We start from the raw sequence: 20,268 nt of genomic DNA, 5'->3' as shown, positions 1-20,268 counted from the left end.
TGTCTTTTACATTTTTTTTTGTAAGCGTGCTTACTTACTCTCCTAATAACCTATTAATCTCCGCAAGCCTTGCTTCAAAATCGTTTGCAGGTTCTTCTTCGTCTATTGTCTCTTCGTTGATTGGTGAGGGCTCTTCATCAATGAAAAGAGGTTTGGGAAGATCGTGTTCTGGGATTGGCGAGGGTGCCGGGGGAAGATTGGTGTCTTCAACACTTGTAGGCTTAGGAGCAGGAGGGAGGGGTTTTGAAGACGCTGTGTTTTCATGTTGATTGGTAGTAGTTACTTCCTTAGTGGTTTCTTGCACCTTGGCGGTTTGTTCTAAAGGTGCTTTTTTGTTAATTGTGTTTTCTTGTGTTGTAGGTGATTTTTCATGAGATTTCTTTTTTCTTTTAAGTCTAGATGCAAGATTGATGCGCCCCGCAAATCCAAGATGCTCATGCGCAAAGTGAACTTTTGACATTTTTGATGCGCTGTGCTGGATAAGAGTAAATAATCCGTAGAAAAGTGCGATATAACCAAGTACAATTCCTATGGATGTGTACACTGCACTAATATCTAGATTGAACACGAGAACTTGCTTTATGATGTTCTCAGAAATAACAAATGGGGAATACTTCGCTATGGTCTGTACGAGTTTTGGAAGGGTTGCAAGCGGAACAAAGGTGTTTGAGAAGAACATAAACAAAGTGCAGAGCGTAACTGCTGCAAGCATCGTTGTTTCTTGAGTTTTAAAGAGATACCCCAGTATCATACCTATGAGTATGAACACTGCGCTCACCGCAATAAGGGTTAGGAATACTAAGTACAAGTTAGGTGTAAGTCCCACTTTGAAAAGAGCAGTTGAAACAGCAAAAAAGAGGACGTTTTGAACTAAAATTAATGTCATTGCAGTAAGAAAAGTTCCCATATTGAGTGTGAATGCTGATGTTGGTGTGAGAAGTGTTCTTAGATGTGCTCGCGATGATTTCTCACTAAAGGTAAGTGTTGCTGCAAGAAGAATGCTGGTAATCATGGTAATAAGAACAATAAGGGTGGGGAACATTCCCTCAAAGTTATTCTTTGAACTGTTTATTGCTTGAATGCGTGTCTCAATAGGTGTACTGATTTGTCTTGCACTCAAATCAATACTTCCAATTCGTTCAAGAGCTTGGGAAACAGAAGAGCGTAACGTATCAAGAGACGTTTTTAGTGCATCCACGCTTTCTTGTGCTCTTGTAAGTGATTCTGTTGCAGTACTCTTTGCAGAAATACTTGCGGAAATCTGCTCATTAAGAGATTCCAACGCGGAAGAGAGAGAAGAAAGCGTGATCTGCGCATCCGCAAGGTATACGCTTGCATTGGTATAGTTTGAACTTGTGGCGTTACGTGCGTTTTTTACTTCTTCAAGAAGGGTTGCTATACTCGCATTGATTGCTTCAAGTTCTGATTCTACTGCTGTTCCTTGTGCTGACGCGATAGCATCTTCAATGTCTGATTGTAAGTCGTTTAAATCGTTTTCAACTGATGCGAGATTTGTCTCAACAGAATTGAAAAGATCGTAAAAGGTACTATCGGCGTTAACCACATTTTCAGTTGCATCAGAAATTCCACTTGAATTAATACCAAAGTCAATGTTGATACTCTCAACCTGTGAAGTACTTGTGGAAATATCTTGAGATGCATTCGTAGCTTGTTCTTGAGCTGTTTTTGTTGCACGATCGATAAGTTCTAATTGTTGCTTTGCAAAACTTAGACGATCAAGAATGTCTGCTGAGTACGTTGTTGATATCGCAGCGCGTTTTTCATCAACACCGCTCTTTACGTTGTCAAGGACATAGCCTACAAGATTGAGTTGTGATGAGTCAACGTGGAAGGTGAGTTGCGTATTGCCTTGCGTTGAAAAACCCGGAGGAAATTCAATACACAGTTGATTCTCTCCTGTTTGTACTAAACGTATACATTCCTCAAGGGTATCCACTTTTGTGATTTGTGTCCCCGTTGCTTTTAGTGTGTCAAGGGTTTCTTGAGCAAGAGGGGAGTACTCTGTACTAAATGCAGACGCTTTTAGTAAAACGTCAGTTTGTGCTCCGAAGGAGAATCCTAAAAGGGTGACTAAAAGAAGGGGTCCAAGTATAATGATAAGAGCTGAGAGGGGATTTCTTAAAATAATTTTAAGATTTTTTTTAAGGATGGTGATGAGTTTCACTGAGCCACCCCTTTTGTGAGTTGTTCAAATACTTCGTGAAGATGTGGTGGACGCACATCACAGCTAATTAAGTCCTCATCAAGATTGTCAAGGATGTGCAAGGCTTTTCTTATGAGGTGCTGTGTTTTTTTTGTTGTAATGATGAGGTCTCCTTGTTCCTCTCGAATTGTGGTGATTGCAAGACGCTCTTTTTTGAAGGCATCTCTTATTTTTTGATAGTCTTGTGTTTTGGTTCGTAAAACGATTTGGCGTTCCCCTGAAAAAATATGTTTCATTTCATCAAGTGTTCCTTCACGTAGAACCTTTTTGTTGTGTATGATTGCAATTTCATCACAAAGGTGTTCAATTTCATCTAAATAGTGTGAACTAAGAACGATGGTTTTTCCTTGGGATTTGATTTCTTTGAGCATAGCCCAGATGTGCTTTCTCATGAGAGGGTCAAGGTCCGCAGTAGGCTCATCTAACACAATGATTTGTGGATCGTGAATAAGCGCGCAGGCAATGTCAAGACATTTGCGCATACCTCCTGAGAGGTTTTTAGCAAGGGTGTGTTTTTCTTTTTCAAGACCTGTAAGCAAAAGTACTTCGTCAAGCCTTTCCTTTGTTTTCTTCTTAGTAAGATCATAGAGTGCTGCAAAGAATTCGAGGTTTTCAAGCACTGTGAGTTGAGGGTAAAAGCTAGGCTCTTGTGTTGAGTATCCCGCAATGCGTTTAACCTCTGATGAATTTACTGCTTTTCCATTGATTTTAATGTTTCCTGTGTTGGGATCCTCTTGACCGAGGAGTAAATGGAAGAGCGTTGTTTTACCTGCTCCGGTAAGACCAATAACTCCATATATTTGGTTTTGCGCGATACTCAATGAAATATTTTCGAACACTTTTTTCGTGCCAAATGATTTAGAAACATTTTCTATGGTGATGAGGGGCATGAAAGGACTGCTTTTTTTGCATTTTTAAACATTTATCTCAATTTCGAAGTAGTGAAATTGTGTATCCTTTGATTTTTGGGGTTTAAGCTTGTTCTGGGGGCGGTGAATCGAAAGGAGTATTTAGAAGTATATGGAAGTATAAATAGGTTTATTTATGTGTATTGAAAGAAAAATATTTAAACAACTGTGTATGTAAGGGGTGTTGTGAAGCAAAAGGTAACCCTCTCAATAGATCGCAACGTCTACAAAAGGTACAAAAAATTCTGTGAAGAAAACGCAATTGCCCTCTCAAAACGCATCGAACTCTTCATGAAACAAGAAATGGAACAAAAGAGGGATGAAATAGATCAAAAAACCGATCAAAAGAATAGTCGAAAAACAAGTCAAACAAGGAAACCGGAGGTGTGAAGTGGATATCAAACAATTGCGCTCACGTGGCGAGCGCACAAGAAGAATTCTTGCAACCCAGGCGTTTGTAAGAAGGATGCGTGAACGCATCAAAGACTTACAAGCACTCCTCTTCCATCAGCGCATTTCTTGGATCCCGCTACATCAATCACAACACAAACGCACAAAGCACAAGCGACGAGCAAGACCTCAAGAACACTCAAAAAAACATCCGCTTATCTACATCGCAAAAAAAACAGAACAACAAGTAAAACAAAGAGCAAAATATATAAAAGCAAAAAAAGGCGAAAACCAAATCACCCAAAAAGAATATGTTTTGCGCAGATTAAAAGAGGTGCATAGTGACTAAGACGATAGGGATAATAGCAGTTAAGGGAGGAGTGGGAAAGACAACAACGGTTGCAAACCTTGCAGCAGTGCTATCTAACACCTATAACAAACGCGTTCTTGCTGTTGATGCTAATTACTCAGCGCCGAATCTAGGACTTCACCTCGGTCTTATCGACCCTGTTCACTCACTTCACGACGTGCTTCTTGACAAAGTAGATATTAAAAACGCTATTATCAATCACAAACTCGGTTTTGACATTCTTCCCTCATCACTCCAACCAAAAAAGATCAATCCCTACAAACTCAAAAATAGACTAGACAAAATCAAGAGCGACTACGACGTTATCCTTCTCGACTCATCTCCAACGCAGAACGAAGAAATGCTCAGCTCAATTGTTGCAGCAGATGAATTGGTGTTAGTAACCTCTCCAGACTTCCCATCACTTTCCTGCACGCTTGCAAGCATCAAAGCATCAAAAAATAAGAAAATAAAAGGAATTATCATCAACAAATCACTTGGTAAAAAGTTTGAAATCTCACCTCAAGAAATTGAGGCAACAACAGGAATAAAAGTTCTTGGCACATTAACTCATGATGTAAAGTCACTAGAAGCACTCTCCAAACAAGTGCCCCTTGCACTGCACAAACCAAGAAGAAAACTCTCAAAAGCATATCGCAACCTTGCAGCAACACTCATGGGAGAAGAACCTGTGCAAAAGAACATATTTTCCTTTTTCAAAAAAACAACAAAACAATCTCTTGATGTTGAAGATCAACCCGAACTTCCAGAAGGGCTAGAACACCTTTAAGACAACATCTTCTTTCTAAAATGCAGTAGCATATTGCAAGATTTCTCTGAGTACAACTCAAGTAAGGTTACTCATCAACCTTGGACTCAAGAGTGTTATAAATTCTAATAACATCTGAACCCTTACGAACAAATTCTTCAATAAACCTACGCGAAGAATCAACAGCTACGCGCAAATCATCTGAGTAAAACTCATTCAAATCCACTGCAAAAATCATATCAAGAAATTCTTGTCGGTTATACTCTCCTGGTACAATTCCTGCTCTTTCGAACAGAAGTTCCATAGGAGGACTAGCATACCGCGCCTTGCCTTGTTCTATAAGTTTAACAGCGTACCGCATACCGTTCTCTACTTAACGCTCATTTATAAATATGTGTGAGATTGTCCTAGTACATTTATAAACACCCTTTGTTGGTAGCACTCACATGGTCTTAGAAAAATTAGGCGGAACTCTGCGCGATTCCATTAGCAAGATCACCAAAGCAGTATTTGTTGATGAAAGACTCGTAAATGAACTTGTCAAAGACATACAACGCGCACTTCTCCAATCAGATGTTAACGTTCAGATGGTCTTTGACCTTAGCAAGAATATCAAAGAACGCATACTCAAGGATGAAACACCAAAAGGTCTATCCAAGAAAGAATATCTCATAAAAATAGTCTACGAAGAACTCGTCAAATTCTTAGGAGAAGAACCAAAGCAAATCGAGCTTAAAAAACAACCAACAAAAATCATGCTCGTAGGTCTTTTTGGAAATGGGAAAACAACAACTGCAGGAAAACTTGCAAAATATTACCAGAAAAGAGGAATTAAAGTTTGTCTTTGCTCAACAGATACTTGGAGACCCGCAGCATTTGAACAACTCAAACAACTAGGATCTCAAATTGGTGTTCCTGTTTTTGGAAACCCGCAAGCAAAACACCCAACAGAGATTCTCAAAGAATTCGACAAAGAATTTCAAAAATATGACTTGGTTATTATTGATACTGCTGGACGCGACGCACTCAATGATGAACTTGTCGAAGAGTTGCGCGCAATTAACAAAGCTGCTCAAGCTGATGAAACCATACTGGTTATGGCAGCAGATGTAGGTCAAGGAGCAAGAGAACAAGCACAGGTTTTCCATGATGAATGTTCTGTTACAGGAGTTATCATAACCAAGATGGATGGTACTGCAAAAGGAGGGGGAGCAATTGCTGCCTGCGCAGTTACTGGAGCAAAGGTTATGTTCATAGGGGTGGGCGAAAAAATTGACGCACTTGAACCCTTTAATCCTCAAAGATTTGTCGGACGTCTTCTGGGCATGGGTGATTTAGAAACCCTCCTTGAAAAAGCTCGCGAAGTAATAAATGAAGAAGAAGCGCAAGACATGAGCAAAAAACTACTCAAAGGAGAGTTTAACCTTCTTGACCTCTACCAACAAATGGAAGCCATGTCAAAAATGGGACCTCTTGGGAAAGTCCTTGAAATGATTCCGGGTTTGGGACAAGTAAAACTACCTAAAGAAGCAATCAAAGTACAAGAAAAAAAACTCAGGATCTGGAGAGTTATTATGGATTCTTGCACCAAAGAAGAACTTGAAGAGCCTGAAAAAATTTCTGGAACGCGCATTGAGCGTATTGCAAAAGGTTCTGGAAGATCTGCAAGTGAAGTACGTGAACTTCTCAAACAATACAAGCAGTCAAAGAAAATGGTTAAACTCCTTAAAGGAAAATCCGGCGGAACTATGAAAGGAATGGAGAAAATGATGCAACGTATGGGCGGAGGAATGAATTTTTAGTGAGACATTTTAGTGTGCGTGCTACATGCATTCGTGAAACCTTCCTTCGTTTTATCTGTCGCATCATTCACAGTTATTTAGCGCATAATCGCAATGCGTTACATCTCCAGCATTCACAACGCTCTTCACAATCATGAAAACATTCACACTTAAACACGACTTTGAAATCAAGGGGGAGATACTCAAACCTCGCGGGAGAGGACCCTTCATAACCGTTCTTCTTGTTCATGGCTATTTGGGATTCATGCACCAAAAACAATTCAGACTGCTAAGCGAGTATTTTATCAAAGAGGGATTTGCCGTGGTACGCTTTGATTTTTCTTGTGGACAAGGTCAAAGCGAGGGCAGGTACGAGCAAGCAAGAATTTCGCGATGGCAAGAAGAACTCTCATTAGTCATAGAGTATGTCAAAACATCTGGTTTTTGCAAACACCTCGTTCTTCTTGGCCATTCGCTAGGGGGTTTGCTTAGTGCCCAGCAAGCACATAAAGCGGACGCACTTATCACACTTAATGGTTTATACGCACTGCCTCTTCACATTCACCGATACAATTACGCACCAAAGGAAAAAGTAACTTTCAAACTACCGTTTAGCTTTATAGTAGATATGCTTCTTCACTTACGCATACCACGCTGGAAAAAGTTACACATCCCAATCCTCATTGCTCACGCACAAGGAGATGAAGTTGTAAGTGTTACCCAAGCATACAAAGCACACAAGAAATTTAGAACGAGTGAATTATTCATATTCCCTAGTTCTGAGCACACCTTGCGAGACGAAAAAACAATCATGCTTGTTGCAAAAAAATTTTCTTCTTGGACTAAATCGAAAGTAAAAACAATGCAATAAGAAAACCTATACCAACACCTACTAAAAAATCCACAAGACCGACACGAAGCCATGCAAGAGTTTTTTCATGATTGTTCACAAGAATATTCTCTGAAGAACTTGAGAACTCTTCTTCTTTAACAGCATCATCTTTAACGTCGCAGGGGGTTTCTTTGTTCTTGCCACTAAGAATATAACTGTTTTTTGCATGTTTGTATGTTTCTAGGATGTTATCCGCAGAGACAATTTTGCTCTCATCAATTTTGTATGATGCAACAAGTCTGTCACGAACTTTGTTGTTTCCTGCAATAATCTTGTGCGCGTGCTCAAATGCTTTTTTTTCAAGTGCAAATTCTTCTTCATTACGTAAACCCTCGTGTCGATCAAAGGTTGTTTCATTTGCGTGAATAATCAGCGGTTTTTGAGTTTGTTCGTGAGCAATAAGAGCTGCAAGGTAGGTGGGGTAGTCATGAGCGTGAAGAATATCAAATTGATTCACATCAATGACTTGGGATGCTTGATGAGCAAATTCCTCAGGGGTTGTTGCAGGAATGCATATGGAATCAACTGTTTTTGCAGGTGTTGTTGAGACATAGGTAATTTTTGTTTGACTAAGATCTTTTGCAATTTTTTGAAAATTTGCAGTACTTCCTAGTTTTGGAGGATACTGCCAACCATACATGAGAACATTCATCATTCAACCTCTCTTTTACTTCTGCCAAGTATCCGAAGTTTAAAAACCTTTTTAAACAGCTATTCGAAAAACCGCTGTTATGACAAAAATACCTCTCTCAAAACTTAATGTCATCAGTGTGAATCCTACTAGTAGCATCAGCAAAGAGAATCCCTGCTATCCTTGCTCTTTGTGTTGCAGACATATAGCACTTGAAATTGATGCTCCTGAGGATGCCCGAGACTTTTCTGAACTATTTTGGTTTTTGTATCATCAAGGCATTAAGGTGTACATTGACGATGAGGGTGATTGGATGCTTGAAGTAACAACTCGCTGTAATAACCTTACTGACAAAAATGAATGTGGAATACACGAGCACGCTCCACGCACCTGTAAAGAATACGACATTAGCGAATGTGAGCGAACAATTCAAGAGCCGTATTGGGAGGAGATGTTTGCCTCTCCTAAGGACCTTGTGAACTACCTACAAAAACACCACAAGAAAATATTACAAGAATTGATTAAAAATAAAGAGATTCCTCCCTTTCTTTTAGAATAAACATAAAAACCACAAAAGATTTTTTTGAGTGTATGCTTAATCGTACGTTCATCCTCTTTGATCGCATTACGGCTACGTCGGAACAAAAACTCTTCTCACAAGGAATTCATACCTGGCAGGACTTCCTTCAAGCAAAGACTATAAAGGGAATCTCCAAACAAAGAAAAACATTTTACGATCTACAAATCAGAAGAGCTCAAGCTGCACTCCAAAAGAAAGACTGGACGTATTTTTCAAAACGACTCTCCTCAACAGATATGTGGAGATTGTACTTGGAACTGCGTGATGAGTGCTGTTATCTTGACATCGAAGCCCAAGGAAAAAACATTCTCCTTTTAGGAGTGTATGCTGATGATGAGTACATAGCACTCCTTCAAGGAAAGACACTCTCCAAAGAATTGTTTTTGGACATTTTGAAAAAGTTTCCCTTTATTGTAACATTTAATGGAACAAGTTTTGATATTCCTTTGATCGAAAGATATTTCGGAATATCTCTTAAGGAGTATCTCCATTTTGACGTTCGTCATGCTGCTAAAAAAATAGGTCTCGTAGGAGGCCTTAAGAACATAGAAAAAAAGCTCAACATCCGACGAGAAAGTGTGATTAGTGGAAAAGAACTTTATGGTTTGTTTAAACATTACTTGGCAACACAAAACGAGGACGCTTTGCGTTCATTATTACACTATAATGAAGAGGATTGTAAGAATCTTGAGTCTCTTTGCCATCATGTTTGTAAGGTGTTGGAAAAGAAAACATTTAACAGCACTCAAAAAAAGTAACTTCTTTAGGTTCTTGACGTTCCTCGACGAGGATTTCTTCCTATTTGTTTCTGAAAATGTCACTAGGCGCTGTGAAACGCCTGAAAACGAGTAGTAAAGCAAAACATTTAAATATAAAATTTGGTTGAAGTGTTCAAAACTAACCGCGTTCGCGCGAACGAGAGGTAAAATTACATGGCAGCAAGAAAAAAGGCAACAAAAAAAGTTGCAAAGAAAAAAGTAGCTAAAAAGAAAGCAGCTAAGAAAAAGTCTGCTAAGAAAAAGGCTACGAAGAAAAAAGCGGCTAAGAGAAAATCCTCAAGCCGTAAAAGAAAATAAATGCTTTTAGCCCCCTCTCAGGGGCACTTTTTTTATGATCGCCCCCCTTATCATCACTCTTCTCATAGGCTTTTTCATATACGGTTTTGATAAGCTTTCTCCTTACTTCGAACACGCACATATTCGTTTCATCAGTTTCTCAACAGGACTTTTCGTTACGTATCTCTTTCTCTCAATGTTTCCAACCATGTTACGAGGAAGAGAATTTCTCGGAAATGGTGTTTTATTTATCTTTTTCTGGGGTTTTGTTGTGTTTCACATCGCAGAAAAATATGTTTATCAACACTCATCGTCTTTGCGAAGGAGAAGATCAAGACTTGTACGTTTGCGAACATTGGGATTTTTCGTCAACCACATCATCCTAGGAATCGCAGTGGTCTTCTTCTTCCAAACAGGACAAATACTCTTAGGATACATTTCTTTTCTGCCAATCATCTTTCACCTTATGAGCTCAACACTTATCGTAGAACACCTACATCACAAAGTTCGCTCAAACCCACTCACACACTTGCTTTCCTACATGTCTCTTTTCTTCGGAGCACTTATTGCAACACTTTTTAGAATTCCTCTAGAAATTTACTACGGCGTTTTCGCATTTGTTGTAGGAATCCTGTTTTACATCATCGTACGAGACACCATACCTCCTTACAGAGAAGGAGACTCCATCTATTTTCTTTGTGGTGTTGTTACCTACATTATCTTGCTACTCATAGAACAATTTTTTACCTTGTAACTAGATCATACTTGTAGCAAACCTAATGAGACCAATTAAACCCCGTCTACATAATAAACTTAGAACAAAAATCACCTCTTTGGGTCTTTTTTCCTCTCGGATCTTCACATACTTCTGTTCAAGTACGTTTATTTAATCAAACACGTCCCTGAGTTTTTCAAAAAATCCTTTTTTAGGCATCATTTTTTCTTTCATAGACTCCTCAAATTTTCGAAGATACTCTTCTTGTTTCTTACTAAGACCTTGAGGTGTGTGCACTATGACTTTTACTAATTGATCACCCCTTCCTGAACCCCTCAAAAAGGGTATTCCTTTTCCCTTCATTCTAAACGTTGTGTTGCTTTGAGTACCCTTGGGAATTTTTAACTTGGCAGTGCCTTCGATGGTCGGAACTTCAATCTCTCCTCCAAGAGTTGCGGTAACAAAAGAAATGGGAACGCTAATGAAGAGGTCATGACCTCTTCGCTCAAACACCTTGTGATCTTTTACATGAATAACTACGTAAAGATCTCCTGGAGGAGCACCATTCTCACCTGCACTTCCTTGACCTTCTAAGCGAAGCTGAGTGCCTTCTTCAACACCTGCGGGAACATTCACCTCAATTTTGCGATGGTGCTTTATACGGCCATCTCCACCACAAAGATCGCATAGTTTGTCAATGCGTTTCCCTTCACCACCACAAGTAGGACAAGTACTTTGCGTGTGAAAAACTCCGAAAGGAGTTCTTTGAGCTTGGCGAACAATGCCTTGCCCCTTGCAGGTAGAACATGTGTGAATATCTTGAGGACTTGCGGCACCGGTACCCTGACAGGAATCACACGTTTCAAATCGAGGAATCACAATCTGCGTCTTTAACCCTCTTACAACATCTTCAAGGGTGATGTCAAGATCGTATTGGAGATCATACCCGCGCGTAGGTCTTCTACGCCTGTTTCCGCCACTAAAACCTCCTCCGAAAATATCTGCAAAACCTTGACCGAAAATACTCTCAAAAATATCCTCAAAATTACCTGAAAACCCTCCACCAAAACCTTCTGCGCCTGCGCCGTGGCGAGCACCTTGAGTAAACGCATCATGACCAACGGCATCATACTGAGCACGTTTCTTATCGTCGGTGAGAACCGAAGCTGCTTCGTTGATCTTCTTGAACTGCTCTTCTGCTTCTTTATTTCCTGGATTGCGATCAGGATGGTACTTAAGTGCGAGCCTCTTATATGCTCTTTTGATCTCTTCTTTGCTCGCAGATTTACTCACTCCAAGAATATCATAGTAATTCATACCTTAAATTCCTCATTGTCTACTTGTTCAATAAGTCTCTTTTTGAACTCTGACCAATACTTAGAAGGAAATCCGGCACCAGATGCGGGAATGTGGCCTCCTGCATTTGCGTTTTCAAATCCTTGAATGCATGCGCGAAGGAGTTTCCCTGTGTCAATCGTTTTTTTCTGAAAACGCGCAGAGACATGAGTCTCACCATCTTTTTCCTTATAGACGATGATGAGATGATCAGGATCTTTTTGAAAACTAATTATTGTTGAACACAAAGAATTAATCTCATAAGGTGAAACAAGATGGTAAAAACTAAGAATCCCCTGGTCTTCTTTTTTTACGTCGTATTCTTTTACTGCTCGTGTTACTTCTTGAGCAATTGGCTCAAACTCTTTGAGATTTTCAATGGCATCTTCAAAGGATTTCGCTTCCAAAAGAACACTTCTAATTCTCTCAATGTTGTTTAAATCAGCACAGCGAGCAAAGTCAATGTACTTGGGAACTTTCGCAAAATACGTGTTAAATGGATCGGGAGTTCTAAAATCAATGGAATACTTTTTGAAAACTCCTTCAACAAATTCGCGCTGATGTTCAAAATTCGCATCTGCAAGAATTCCTGCTGCTGCAAGCCAATCAAGATCGCTCATATCTGTAAGCGCTGAGAATAACTCATATGCCATTTGCGCAGTGCATACTGCGCTCATTTCTTGTTCTGGATGCAAGTCTTGTGACTTAATAACTGTGAGTCCTTCCTTGTTACCATCAACGGTCGTGGGGTGATGATCAATTACAAGAACTTTTGCAAAAGAGAGAATCTCATCAATAAGAGGATCATTTTCCATGGAAAGATCGGCAACGATAAGATGCGTAACACCTCTGTTTTGAAGATCTTTTATGATTTCGGGGGTAAATGCGCGCTTTCCTTGATGGGTAAACACATAGGAGATATCCTTGTCTTTTACTCGCTTAAGACCTTTAATAATTAAGGTGGCAGCAGTAGTTCCATCACAATCAGAATCATGATAAAGCGCCACAGTGCTCGTCTCATTGATACTCTTCAAAAAGGATTCAAATGTGTTTATGGTATCAAATTTCTTCATCTTCTAATAACTCCTTTTCAATTTTGCGTACATACTCATACGTAGCTTCAAGTTCATCTTTGAGCTGGGGGTATGCTTTTTCTATATAGTCAAATCGTTCTCTTAACGAGCAAATTTTTCCTGGCTTTACGCGCATATCTGCATAGAGCATGATTTTCTCTTCAATTGTTTCGGGTTCGTTTCCAGGAATAATTGGAATTGCATGTTTGCTCATCACCTTTGCAACTTCGGGATATCCTTTACTTGCAATAAGCTGAGCACCTTTCCAAACATGGTTTTTAGGATCGATGGGTTTTAAAATATCGTGCAGGAGGCAAGCCGCCTCCACAAGAGCACGATTAACCTTAACACCTCTTCGTTCAAGTACATCCATCACGCGTTGCGCAACGGTTTCCACACGAAGAGAGTGCCCTAGGATTGCATCAGCAACGCCTTGCTCTTCTAGCAAACGAATGCACTCTGATTCAGTAGGGATATTCATTTCTTCTCTTCAAAATCCGCATCCACTACGTTCTCATCTTTAGCATCCTTTTGCTCTTTACTGCTTTGCTGTTGTTCTTGGGCTGCTTTTTGGTATAACTCTGTTGCAGCATCTTGAGCAAGTTTGTTGAGTTCCTCAAGTTTTTTCTTAATTGCTGGAACATCTTTCTTGTCAGATTCCATTAATTTCTTGAGTTCTGCAATTCCTTCTTCAAGTGGTTTGATTTTTTTCTCATCTACTTTACCCTTCATCTCGCTTAAAGACTTTTCAGAAGAGTAGATGAGTGCATCAGCTTCGTTGAGTACTTCAATCTCTTCTCTCTTCTGCTTATCTGCTTCTGCATTTGCTTCTGCTTCTTTTTGCATCCTCTCAATTTCTTCTTCCGAGAGGTTGGTGGTTGATTTGATAACCACTTTTTGCTCTTTTCCAGTTCCCAGGTCTTTTGCTGAAACATTGAGGATTCCGTTTGCATCAATATCGAAGGTGACTTCGATTTGTGGAACCCCTCTTGGAGCGGGGGGAATTCCCACAAGGTCAAACGTTCCAAGTGTTTTGTTGTCTGCTGCCATTGAACGCTCTCCTTGTAGAACGTGTATTGTTACTGCAGATTGATTATCTGCTGCAGTGCTGAAAATCTGGGATTTCTTAACAGGGATGGTGGTGTTGCGCTCAATGACCTTTGTCATCACTCCTCCAAGGGTTTCAATACCAAGACTAAGAGGGGTAACGTCAAGAAGAAGAACATCCTTTACTTCTCCTGCAAGAACTCCAGCTTGAATTGCAGCGCCAAGTGCAACTGCTTCATCTGGGTTGACTGATTTATCCCCTTCTTTTCCTGTGATTTTCTTTACAAGCTCTTGTACTGCAGGGATTCTTGTTGATCCTCCAACGAAGATGATTTTATCAACGCTCTCAAGACCTGCGTCTTTGAGAGCTTGTTTGGTTGGCTCTTCAAGCTTTTTAAGAATGCCTTCGATAAGTTGTTCGAACTTTGCGCGATTAAGGTCAAGATCTAAGTGTTTTGGTCCTGACGCGTCTGCTGTAATGTAAGGGATGTTAAGCTTGGTGCTGGTTTTTGTGGAAAGCTCTATTTTGGCTTTTTCCGCAGCGTCTTTGAGACGTTGATGTGCTGTTCTGTCTTCTCTGAGATCAATGCCGTATTGCTTTTTGAATTCTTCTGCTGCCCAATCAATAATTGCATCATCGACGTCATCACCTCCAAGGTGGTTGTTTCCTGACGTTGCCTTAACCTCAAAGACGCCATCACCTAATTCAAGAATTGAAACGTCAAAAGTTCCTCCACCAAAGTCAAAGACTAAAATAGTGTGTGCTTTATCTTGTTTATCAAGGCCGTATGCAAGTGCGGCTGCTGTTGGCTCGTTGATGATTCTTAATACTTCAAGGCCTGCGATTTTTCCTGCATCCTTTGTTGCTTGTCTTTGTGCATCTGTGAAGTACGCAGGAACGGTGATTACTGCTTTTTTTATGGGTTGTCCCAAGTAGCTTTCTGCATCAGCTTTGAGCTTCTGCAGAATCATGGCTGAGATTTCTTGCGGAGTATATTCTTTTCCATCTACGGTTACTTTGTGATCTGAGCCCATGTATCGTTTAATGGATCTGATCACGTGTTCTGGGTTGGTCATTGCCTGGTTTCGCGCAATTTGTCCAACGACTCTCTCAGAGTCTTTAATCATAACCACAGAAGGGGTTGTTCGTGTTCCTTCTGCGTTTGCTATGATGGTGGGTTTTCCACCTTCCATGATTGCCATTGCTGAGAATGTCGTTCCGAGATCGATTCCTAAAATTTTTTCTTGTGTCATGGTGTTCATTCCTCCGGTCCTTTACTTACTATTACTTTTGCGTGTCTTGCAATTTGAGAATGTATGGTGTATCCTTTTTGGATCACTTTTGTGATGGTGTCTTTTTCTTTGTCTGAGTGTTCTGTCATGAGTGCTTCATGTTCGTAGGGGTTGAAGGGATCTCCTTCTTTGACAGGTATTTGTTTGAGTCCTTCGTCTTCAAGTTTTCCTAGAAGCTGAGCGTAAACCATTTCTATTCCTTTGACAAATTCTTCGTGATTGTCTTTGTGCTCAAGGCTTAATGCAAAGTTGTCAAGCACGTCAATGAGAGAAATGACGAGTCTTTTGGTTGCGAATTTGGTAAATTCTTCTTTATCGCGTTCTACACGTTTGCGATAGTTTTCATAGTCTGCTTGCACGCGTTTAAGATCTTGTAAGAGTTCTTCTTCGCGAGAGGCTTTTTGCTCTTGGTTTTTCTCTGTGTTTTCTCGTTGTTCTTTGTTCTTTGCCTCTTCTGATAGTTCATTCTTCTCTTCAGTTTTTCTTTCTTGAGTTTCTTTTTTAGTCATTCCGCCCACCTATTTAAGTTAAATGTAGTTGATTTAAAATCAACAACAACGAAGTCATATATAAATTTTGCGGATTTTGGGCTTGGTTTTCTTGGATGGTGGCGTGGCGTGTCTTAGCATTCACAAATAAAAAAGGGGCGTAGCAAAGCAACCCGTCATTTTAACCTATCTGGCTGTCTGTTGATTTAAAATCAACAATCTTATATAGGTGACACACCTCTCTATAGAATACCATGGTCAAACTCAAACAAAAGATCACCATTGTGCATATCCAAAAACCTCGCTTGCAGTCCCTAAATGATGACTTGCAATGGCTTGGAATGTCACTAGGTCTTTTCAACTTACGGGATAAAGATAAGTCTTGTTTTAGAATATTTATAGAATTACTTAAATCCATGCGCACCTATCAGGCACTTAGCTCAGATGAACTTGCAGAAAGAATAGGTCTTTCAAGGGGAACGGTAGTACACCACTTGCGCAAATTAGAAGACGCAGGACTTGTAGTACGTGATCGAAATAAATACCATCTTCGTGACTCCAACCTCAAAGAAGTTATCGAACAACTAGAAAAAGACCTCTTGCGAACCCTCGGAGAGCTCAAACGAGTTGCCAAAACGGTTGATGATGAATTAGGCCTAACAGAGAACAGAGAGACGAGGACGGTTTTATGACTGACTACGCAGGCGGCCAAGCAATCATAGAGGGAGTTATGATGAAATACGGCAACAAGGTAGCTTATGCCGTACGAAAACCCTCAAAAAAAATATCCATCAAAAAAGAAACACTTCGCAAATGGTCCATAGATTATCCCTTTGTTAAATGGCCATTTTTTCGTGGAATAATTACGCTCATTGATACACTTGTTCTAGGAATAAAAGCACTCAACTGGAGCGCAAATGAAAGCACCGATGAAGAAGACGAAAAACTGAGTACAGCTCAAATTTTCTGGACTCTGTTCATCTCTTTTCTTTTCTCCGCAGTACTCTTTATCATCATACCTTTGTGGCTTACCCACCTGACTCAAACTCAAGGAATTCTCTTCAATGTTATTGACGGAGTACTGCGTGTTGGCATTTTCATACTCTACATACTCATTATCAGCAGGCTTGATGATGTCAAACGTATTTTTGAATATCACGGAGCAGAACACAAAACAATCAACGCATATGAGAAAGGACTCAAACTTACCGTTGCGAACGTTAAAAAACAAACAACACTACACAAACGTTGCGGAACCACTTTCATCATCATTGTACTCTTCGTCTCCATCATAGTCTTTTCCTTCATCACCTGGGAAGGGTTTTGGGCAAAGCTCCTGGGACGCATCCTGCTCATACCAGTTATTGCAGGTATTGCCTATGAACTTCTGCGCCTTGGAGCAAAAAAAGATAACGTGCTACTCAAAGTATTCACAATTCCCGGTTTCTGGGTACAAAGACTCACCACACGAGAACCTGATAAAGAACAAATAGAAGTTGCTATTAAAAGCCTAAAAGCAGTCCTTTGAGGGATCTCTTCTTGTTTAGTTCTTTCTTCTTTTATTATTCTTATTTTCTTCTTCGGTCTCTCCAATTATTTCAGTCACTCCAATTATCTGAGTCTTCTTCTTTCATCCTCTTCATTTCTTCGTTTTTCTAGGTTTCCCTCCTCATTTTTCAACGACGAATAAGGAAATGCACAACAAAACAGAATCGGTGTTTCCTCAAAAAAACACTCCGCTAAAACATACTTTCAAAATAACAACAACTTCTTGAAATCCTTTCAAATGTTCTCGCAAGGATTTCAACTTTCTTGTAGAAACTGCCTTTTAAGATACTGCCCTACCTTTTCACATGGCAAAAATCAGCACTCCTCATCAAGTTTTCGGAAAGAAAACAACGCTCCTTGAAAAAATACATCAAACCGCAAAAACAATTCTTGTTGTAAGTGCAGCTACAGCAGCAATCACAGGATCACTTAGCTACGGATACACTTACCTCCAACAAATACCTCAACAACACTACCGACTCTACATAGACGTAGATCACAACACTACCACTGCATATCGCTGGAGAGGGGGATGGAAAAAAGAATTTGAAGTTCCCCACACTGATGGAAGAGGAGGCTACCCAAAAGAAAGAGAGGGCGATCTTAAAACGCCCTTAGGAATATATCGTGTTGCGACATGGATAGGAAACAAAGCAACAATCAACTATCCCAATAAAGAAGACAAACTTAGAGGTAGAACGGGGAGAGGGATCCAACTTCTTAGCATAGATGATTACTTTCATCGAGAAGAGCGGCTTGAAGCAATAGCTCAAGGAAAAGACGCTACAAATGGGAGTGTACAATACCTGCCAAGAGATTATGCAAAGATAAAAGAATTTCTCAAAAAAGGAGCGCTCATTGAGATCGGGGTGGGCCTATGAGTCTTACTGCTCGCCTGCGCGCCATACTTGCAGGAATTCTCCTTACTCATTCACTAGCATCAGCACCAACTGCAACATTCATACCTCAAGAAGTAGCACGCTACCAAGGTCCACCAACAAAAATAATTCACATTGACAAACAATCACAAAAGGAGTATCTCTACGATGAGAACAAAAATCTTCTCGCAGCATATAACATTTCAACAGGTTTAGGGGGTGCAGGACCAAAACAGCGTGAAGGAGACAAAAAAACCCCAAATCACAAACAAAACAACAACAACCAACTCTACACTATTATTAGCATTGAAAACTCATCAAACTGGAAACACCCTCACGATCCTTCACGCAAACCCTATGGAAAATACTTTTTACGTCTGGACTGTGGTTCATGGAATGCACAGGGAAAATACGACCCTAAAGGAAAATGTAGCATCGGCTTACACGGGACTGATGAGCCTAAAAAACTCGGAACAATCGCATCACAAGGATGCATCAGGCATGATGAATCAAGCCTTGAATCCTTGGTAAACTTCACAACCATAGGTGAAACGAAAGTAAGCATTGTAGAGGAAACTACATGGACTATTCAGGAGAAAAAAGACACTTCGCCCGCAGTGATAAATCCATCACTAGATGATGCATTTTGCTTCGCAGAACATTACAACAAAGCAGGACACAGCAACATGTACAGCATCATGCGCACATCCCCCGTAGAAATCAACTCTATTGAAGAAGCAAACCGCCTCTTGTGTGTTGCGCGTGAAAACGGACACTATCTTAAACGATTCTACCGTCCAGCAGCCCCTCAAAAAATGATTGACGAAATTATTGATCGCTATGTCAACGACCCTACGCGACTTGAAGATGTCGCACAAGACATTTCAAAAAAATACAACATGAACGTCTCAAGAACAACAATGTACAGAATAGCAAAAGAAAAAGGGCAGAAAAGAACGGCCCTAAGAGCGAAAAAGAAGACTGTCCCTGCAAGTGAAACTGTTTTCACATTCTCAAAATCTCTGGCACAAGGAATTCTCGCAATAACCTATTAGCCTGCATAGTCTCTATTCAAAGGCGTATCATCCTCAAGAGAGTTTTTCCCCTTTGAGATCATAAAAAAATCAAAATTTCCAACGAATCTCCAACAACATGAACATTCTTCGCAACATTTCTAAGAGAGTAATATCAACACTCCCAATTCATACTTGGTTTACCTACCATTAGCCGTACACTTCAAGAATGGAAAATCTGTTATTGGCACACTGTAAAAGAACAGAAACATCAGAAGGAAGCGTAACATTGCTCTCCATGCGAGCTCTAAGACGGGTTGTTAAAAAAACAATGCTTGCATCCTCAAAACGAATCTGATCAACCACACTTGCATTAAGCAAGATCCCTTCTTGTTCAAGAGTTGGTTTGGGTAAGAGCACAAAAAGAGGAATCCCCACCAACAGTACAATACACGCGATACGAAAAAGCATGCAACAAAGAGTATTTGTTGTATTCAAAAACTCTTTCAAACAAAAAAAGAAAACCTTCCGACATCTTTATAAATCTGTCAATGTCCAAAAAACCGTGGCAAAAAAAGACACCTTTTCTTTGAACTTCAAAACTACCGCAGACATCAAAGTAGATCCAGTAATAGTCAACCAAGTCGTAGGACAAGAAGAAGCAGTAGAAGTCATTAAAAAAGCAGCAGCACAGCATCGCCATGTTCTTCTCATAGGAGAGCCAGGAACTGGAAAATCCATGCTAGGCCTAGCACTAGCACAACTCCTGCCAAAAGGAAAACTCGTAGACATCCTCGCCTTTGCAAACCCTAATGATGAGAACATGCCACTTATCAGAACTGTTCCAGCAGGGCAAGGACGCAAAATAGTTGAAAAAGCAAGGGCGGAGAGCACAATTTCTTTTCGAAATCAAAATGTGCTCTTGTTTATTCTTCTCATAGCAGCAATGATCACGCCATGGTGGGCAAGGCACTACTACACAACTGAGTCAGGCCCGCTTGTAGGTGCGATTATGTTCGCAACATTCTTCTTAGGAGGAATGATCTTCCTTGCACTCTTTGTCATGGCGCTCAACGTAGGAAAACAAATGGGTTCTCGCATAGGAAAAGCAGCAATCCCTAAAATCATCGTGGACAACTATTCCCAAAAACAAGCGCCATTCCTTGACGCAACAGGAGCGCATGCAGGAGCACTTCTCGGAGACGTTCTCCACGACCCCTTCCAATCAGGAGGTCTTGGAACGCCTGCACATGAACGAGTCGTTGCAGGAATGATACACAAAGCACATCAAGGAGTGCT

The 20,268-nt window shown here is 40.3% G+C and carries 23 protein-coding genes; 13 read left to right on the top strand and 10 right to left on the bottom strand.

Going from position 1 to position 20,268, the window contains the following annotated elements; translation table 11 throughout:
• Window positions 1-34 precede the first annotated feature (34 nt).
• Window positions 35-2,185 (bottom strand): hypothetical protein, encoded by a 2,151-nt coding sequence (locus D6774_00215; GenBank protein RME78742.1) that lies wholly within the window; start codon window positions 2,183-2,185, stop codon window positions 35-37.
• Complete coding sequence (locus D6774_00210) at window positions 2,182-3,114, bottom strand: ABC transporter ATP-binding protein (protein RME78741.1); 933 nt, start codon at window positions 3,112-3,114, stop codon at window positions 2,182-2,184. Before D6774_00210 ends, D6774_00215 begins: the two co-directional genes overlap by 4 nt.
• A 204-nt stretch (window positions 3,115-3,318) precedes the next feature.
• Between D6774_00210 and D6774_00205 the strand changes: the two genes are divergently transcribed.
• From D6774_00205 to D6774_00195, 3 genes are read left to right on the top strand one after another with little or no spacing between them, the layout of a single operon-like run.
• On the top strand, window positions 3,319-3,522 hold the full coding sequence (locus D6774_00205; GenBank protein ID RME78740.1) for a hypothetical protein: 204 nt from the start codon (window positions 3,319-3,321) through the stop codon (window positions 3,520-3,522).
• Window position 3,523: 1 nt separating this feature from the next.
• On the top strand, window positions 3,524-3,871 hold the full coding sequence (locus tag D6774_00200) for a hypothetical protein (GenBank protein ID RME78739.1): 348 nt from the start codon (window positions 3,524-3,526) through the stop codon (window positions 3,869-3,871).
• Complete coding sequence (locus tag D6774_00195; protein RME78738.1) at window positions 3,861-4,661, top strand: MinD/ParA family protein; 801 nt, start codon at window positions 3,861-3,863, stop codon at window positions 4,659-4,661. The genes D6774_00200 and D6774_00195 overlap by 11 nt, the downstream gene beginning before the upstream one ends.
• A 67-nt stretch (window positions 4,662-4,728) precedes the next feature.
• Here D6774_00195 and D6774_00190 read toward each other — a convergent pair whose 3' ends face one another.
• A complete protein-coding gene (locus tag D6774_00190) occupies window positions 4,729-5,001 on the bottom strand; it encodes a hypothetical protein (GenBank protein ID RME78737.1) in 273 nt (90 codons plus the stop codon).
• 85 nt (window positions 5,002-5,086) lie between these two features.
• On the opposite strand from D6774_00190, the gene D6774_00185 reads away from it, so the two are divergent.
• Together D6774_00185 and D6774_00180 are read left to right on the top strand one after the other, a co-directional pair.
• Complete coding sequence (locus D6774_00185; GenBank protein RME78736.1) at window positions 5,087-6,442, top strand: signal recognition particle protein; 1,356 nt, start codon at window positions 5,087-5,089, stop codon at window positions 6,440-6,442.
• Window positions 6,443-6,575: 133 nt separating this feature from the next.
• The gene (locus D6774_00180; GenBank protein RME78735.1) at window positions 6,576-7,292 is read left to right on the top strand and encodes an alpha/beta fold hydrolase; all 717 of its coding nucleotides are present in this window, start codon (window positions 6,576-6,578) and stop codon (window positions 7,290-7,292) included.
• Here D6774_00180 and D6774_00175 read toward each other — a convergent pair.
• Window positions 7,264-7,968 carry a hypothetical protein gene (locus D6774_00175; protein ID RME78734.1) on the bottom strand — a complete coding sequence of 235 codons (705 nt, stop codon included), beginning with the start codon at window positions 7,966-7,968 and terminating at the stop codon, window positions 7,264-7,266. The genes D6774_00180 and D6774_00175 overlap by 29 nt on opposite strands.
• 76 nt (window positions 7,969-8,044) lie before the next feature.
• On the opposite strand from D6774_00175, the gene D6774_00170 reads away from it, so the two are divergent.
• The 3 genes from D6774_00170 (at window position 8,045) to D6774_00160 (ending at window position 10,333) form a co-directional block, all read left to right on the top strand.
• Window positions 8,045-8,503 carry a hypothetical protein gene (locus D6774_00170; protein ID RME78733.1) on the top strand — a complete coding sequence of 153 codons (459 nt, stop codon included), beginning with the start codon at window positions 8,045-8,047 and terminating at the stop codon, window positions 8,501-8,503.
• A gap of 32 nt (window positions 8,504-8,535) precedes the next feature.
• The gene (locus D6774_00165) at window positions 8,536-9,282 is read left to right on the top strand and encodes a hypothetical protein (GenBank protein RME78732.1); all 747 of its coding nucleotides are present in this window, start codon (window positions 8,536-8,538) and stop codon (window positions 9,280-9,282) included.
• Window positions 9,283-9,634: 352 nt separating this feature from the next.
• On the top strand, window positions 9,635-10,333 hold the full coding sequence (locus D6774_00160; GenBank protein ID RME78731.1) for a hypothetical protein: 699 nt from the start codon (window positions 9,635-9,637) through the stop codon (window positions 10,331-10,333).
• 132 nt (window positions 10,334-10,465) lie between these two features.
• Here D6774_00160 and dnaJ read toward each other — a convergent pair whose 3' ends face one another.
• The 5 genes from dnaJ to D6774_00135 are packed head-to-tail and all read right to left on the bottom strand — an operon-like array spanning window position 10,466 to window position 15,551.
• Window positions 10,466-11,611 (bottom strand): molecular chaperone DnaJ, encoded by a 1,146-nt coding sequence (gene dnaJ, locus D6774_00155; GenBank protein RME78730.1) that lies wholly within the window; start codon window positions 11,609-11,611, stop codon window positions 10,466-10,468.
• Window positions 11,608-12,702 (bottom strand): DHH family phosphoesterase, encoded by a 1,095-nt coding sequence (locus D6774_00150; protein RME78729.1) that lies wholly within the window; start codon window positions 12,700-12,702, stop codon window positions 11,608-11,610. Before D6774_00150 ends, dnaJ begins: the two co-directional genes overlap by 4 nt.
• Window positions 12,689-13,183, bottom strand: a complete 495-nt coding sequence (locus D6774_00145; GenBank protein ID RME78728.1) for an HD domain-containing protein — start codon at window positions 13,181-13,183, stop codon at window positions 12,689-12,691. Before D6774_00145 ends, D6774_00150 begins: the two co-directional genes overlap by 14 nt.
• The gene (dnaK, locus tag D6774_00140; protein ID RME78748.1) at window positions 13,180-15,003 is read right to left on the bottom strand and encodes a molecular chaperone DnaK; all 1,824 of its coding nucleotides are present in this window, start codon (window positions 15,001-15,003) and stop codon (window positions 13,180-13,182) included. Before dnaK ends, D6774_00145 begins: the two co-directional genes overlap by 4 nt.
• Before the next feature lie 5 nt (window positions 15,004-15,008).
• Window positions 15,009-15,551 (bottom strand): nucleotide exchange factor GrpE, encoded by a 543-nt coding sequence (locus tag D6774_00135; GenBank protein ID RME78727.1) that lies wholly within the window; start codon window positions 15,549-15,551, stop codon window positions 15,009-15,011.
• A gap of 233 nt (window positions 15,552-15,784) precedes the next feature.
• Between D6774_00135 and D6774_00130 the strand changes: the two genes are divergently transcribed.
• The 4 genes from D6774_00130 (at window position 15,785) to D6774_00115 (ending at window position 19,011) form a co-directional block, all read left to right on the top strand.
• Window positions 15,785-16,222, top strand: a complete 438-nt coding sequence (locus D6774_00130; GenBank protein RME78726.1) for an ArsR family transcriptional regulator — start codon at window positions 15,785-15,787, stop codon at window positions 16,220-16,222.
• Window positions 16,219-17,058, top strand: coding sequence for a DUF1385 domain-containing protein (locus tag D6774_00125; protein RME78725.1), 840 nt, complete (start codon window positions 16,219-16,221; stop codon window positions 17,056-17,058). Before D6774_00130 ends, D6774_00125 begins: the two co-directional genes overlap by 4 nt.
• Before the next feature lie 325 nt (window positions 17,059-17,383).
• Window positions 17,384-17,959 carry a hypothetical protein gene (locus D6774_00120; GenBank protein RME78724.1) on the top strand — a complete coding sequence of 192 codons (576 nt, stop codon included), beginning with the start codon at window positions 17,384-17,386 and terminating at the stop codon, window positions 17,957-17,959.
• Window positions 17,956-19,011 (top strand): hypothetical protein, encoded by a 1,056-nt coding sequence (locus D6774_00115; protein ID RME78723.1) that lies wholly within the window; start codon window positions 17,956-17,958, stop codon window positions 19,009-19,011. Before D6774_00120 ends, D6774_00115 begins: the two co-directional genes overlap by 4 nt.
• A 168-nt stretch (window positions 19,012-19,179) precedes the next feature.
• Here D6774_00115 and D6774_00110 read toward each other — a convergent pair whose 3' ends face one another.
• Entirely contained in the window at window positions 19,180-19,440 is a 261-nt protein-coding gene (locus D6774_00110; protein RME78722.1) for a hypothetical protein, read from the bottom strand.
• On the opposite strand from D6774_00110, the gene D6774_00105 reads away from it, so the two are divergent.
• On the top strand, window positions 19,439-20,268 hold an 830-nt coding region (locus D6774_00105), incomplete at its 3' end, for a hypothetical protein (protein ID RME78721.1). The two genes, D6774_00110 and D6774_00105, sit on opposite strands and share 2 nt — an antisense overlap.

Source organism: Candidatus Woesearchaeota archaeon (genome assembly GCA_003695435.1).
In the GTDB taxonomy this organism is placed as follows: Archaea; Nanobdellota; Nanobdellia; order Woesearchaeales; family UBA11576; genus J101.
Note: the sequence above shows the minus strand (reverse complement) of the source record. Positions and strands in the feature narration are given on the sequence as shown.